The sequence below is a fragment of the Terriglobales bacterium genome (assembly GCA_035624455.1).
Classification (GTDB): domain Bacteria; phylum Acidobacteriota; class Terriglobia; order Terriglobales; family Acidobacteriaceae; genus DASPRM01.
This window is the reverse complement of sequence record DASPRM010000116.1, coordinates 1-2,504: the sequence shown is the minus strand read 5'-3', so window position 1 is coordinate 2,504 and position 2,504 is coordinate 1. Positions and strand designations below refer to the sequence as shown.

The 2,504-nt window shown below is 56.0% G+C and carries 4 protein-coding genes and 1 tRNA gene; 3 read left to right on the top strand and 2 right to left on the bottom strand.

Annotated elements, in window-relative coordinates; genetic code table 11:
• The first annotated feature begins 227 nt into the window (after positions 1 to 227).
• Complete coding sequence (locus VEG30_12805) at positions 228 to 485, top strand: hypothetical protein (GenBank protein HXZ80804.1); 258 nt, start codon at positions 228 to 230, stop codon at positions 483 to 485.
• Positions 486 to 532: 47 nt separating this feature from the next.
• Here the strand turns inward: VEG30_12805 and VEG30_12800 are convergent, their stop codons facing one another.
• Complete coding sequence (locus VEG30_12800; GenBank protein ID HXZ80803.1) at positions 533 to 817, bottom strand: hypothetical protein; 285 nt, start codon at positions 815 to 817, stop codon at positions 533 to 535.
• 609 nt (positions 818 to 1,426) lie between these two features.
• On the opposite strand from VEG30_12800, the gene VEG30_12795 reads away from it, so the two are divergent.
• Complete coding sequence (locus VEG30_12795) at positions 1,427 to 1,744, top strand: hypothetical protein (protein HXZ80802.1); 318 nt, start codon at positions 1,427 to 1,429, stop codon at positions 1,742 to 1,744.
• A gap of 6 nt (positions 1,745 to 1,750) precedes the next feature.
• On the opposite strand, the gene VEG30_12790 is transcribed toward VEG30_12795, so the two are convergent.
• A tRNA-Asn gene (locus VEG30_12790) sits at positions 1,751 to 1,825 on the bottom strand.
• A gap of 486 nt (positions 1,826 to 2,311) precedes the next feature.
• On the opposite strand from VEG30_12790, the gene VEG30_12785 reads away from it, so the two are divergent.
• Positions 2,312 to 2,504, top strand: a 193-nt coding sequence (locus tag VEG30_12785; protein ID HXZ80801.1) for a hypothetical protein, incomplete at its 3' end; no start/stop codon positions are given.

Genomic DNA, 2,504 nt, shown 5'->3' with positions numbered 1-2,504 from the left:
CGACGATAATTCGGCTTGATTCTCTGCTTGCCCATAGCGACGGCCTCCCCTGCCGCAGAATTGGAACTACGGCGGGCTGCCTGGGCTATGCAAGTATTGGCACAAGGCCTAATTCTTGATGGTTCTGAGCGCTATCGCCTGATAGCGACAACTGACGCCACAATCTCTTTGCATCTGAAACTTATTCCCCTGCAGGACCGTAACCCAAGGGTGCGGAGGCCGTTCAAATGGAGCAACTTCCTCTCTGGTTCTTGCTGCTTTCGCTTGTGCTACCACGCGTTTCGCTGTTCATCGCCTATCTGACCGATGGCTTGAAACCCTACAACCTACACGGCTGGGTTCCGCCTGCACTTACGATTGTGGTCCCGAGGGTGTTGGTATTGATTCTGATTTTTATGGACCGGGGGTTTTCACCGTGGCTGGTGGCGCATGCAATCGCTATGGTCTTCGTATATCTCTCGGCTGGCCGACAGCAGCGGAAGTAGATCGCATTAAGTTGGCGATGCCAACAACTCACGAGGAACGCAGGTTTCTACTTTTTCACCATGGTGACTTCGTAATGGATCTTCTCAATCAAGGTGCCATCCTTACGGTGCAACTCCGAGTCGAGACCAAGCTTCACCGGACACCCTTCCGAGGTGACCCAGGCATCGCCTTTTTCGGAATCACCCGGACTCAGCAGCATCCGGCTTTCCGTGGCGTCAAAACGAGCAGTGTCGATGGAATAGTGAATCGTGTTGTAGCCGTTAACGTTTCCGCCGTCCGCCTCGCGCTGCATTGCCGCGTTGTGGTTAATAATCGCGACAGTGCTGGACATCCCGCTAATTCCCGTCAAACCGACCCAAGCACCCTGCCAGCCCTGCGCGTCTGATCGCACGCCATGCAATGGGTGTTGTTGCCCATCTATATCAACGCGGAAACCATCTATGGTCTGCGGTGTAATGTCCGCCTCCTGATGAACTGGACTCGATGAATCTTTCTTGTAGGTATAGTGAAAGGAATCGGTTGGATTCTGGATGTGATCCACAACGCAATTCAGGTTGATGCCGGGCCCGGAACCGCTTTGTCCCGCCCCGGAATTCGCTTGGGCAGTGCTGTTCGCGTTTGACTGATCCGAATTCTTTTTGCGCGTCTCGCTTGATTTACTACAGGCCGCCAAGGCTAAGGCAAGAACGGTGGCCGGGACAACGGCCCAAGTTTGTGGTCTCACTGCATCCTCCACAATATCTATGAGAGCTGCACTACTGCCTCTTGGATCGTAACATTTCGTGAGGACACGTATGGAGTCCCGGCAGCCATTGTTGGCGATAAATCTCGATTTCACTCACCGACACGGGGAAAAGGCGAAGAAAAAGCGCACGCTTGTGAAATCGCCTGTTAACGTAAATCACCGCGCCATGGCCCAAGCCTAGTCCGAGGCCGCCTGGTGCATGATATTCGCCGCAGTGCGGTGAGAGACATGACCCGGGCAGGAGTTCAGCAAGCCGTGGCGCAGTCGCTTTCTGGGCATAGGACGTCCTCGCTGTTCGCCAGATACAACATCACCGCGGCTGAAGACCAGCGCGAAGCCCTGCGCAAGACCGCCGAGTATCGCCAGGCGAAACTCACACCCATGGTGGTAACTCTGCCGCAGGTCCTGACCCTGCCCGCGGTTGTAACTCCTCTTGGTAAACACGGACAAAAGACGGACAATCACGGACAATTAGCCTTGGAGCAGGTGAGAGGAAAGATCGGAAATGCTTGAAAAGAATGGCTCCTCAGGTAGGACTCGAACCTACAACCCTCCGGTTAACAGCCGGATGCTCTGCCATTGAGCTACTGAGGAGTGTCGGTTGGCTGCGAACGGGGCAGTCCGCGTTCGCTCTTCGAATTTGATAATAGCATTCGCTCGCCTGTTGGGGAAGCACTCGAATCGCGCCATGCAGAATGTAACCCGAGGGGAGGCGGTCGAGAGACATAGTAAGCCACATCCCGACCTTGCGGCCTGGGCACCCACCTCAGCGATGATCGGTTGGGCTGAGTCGGCTCCCAGACCGGGACCAGCGCCAAGCGCTCGACGGCCGTTTGATGTGGCCGAGCAAACTTGCCCATTCCTGGTCGAGTTGGCAGATCTGCTGTCTCGACCCGGCGCAGTTCCTCCAACAACATCGGCAGCAGCCGGCAGTAAATAGGGTTGAGCTCGGCGCAGGCGCCCAGCGCATCGCACAACTGGGCTCGCCTGGCACATAACTATTGGCGAAGCGGCAACGGGTAGGTCTGCTAATCTAATCACTTGCTGCTCTGTGAGGTGTTCATGCCAGGAGGTTCGCATTTGTTCTGGATCTTAATACTGTTCCTTTTCCCGGCTGCCCTGTGGGTCGAAGTCAACTCCACCACTCCCACCGCCACGGCGGCGGGCCCACCTAGGGCGAAGGTGGCTCCTGTGGAAGAGATCATCCATGGCCAGAAAATTGTGGACAAGTACCGGTGGCTGGAAGACGCCAACAGCCCCGAAACGCAGGCAT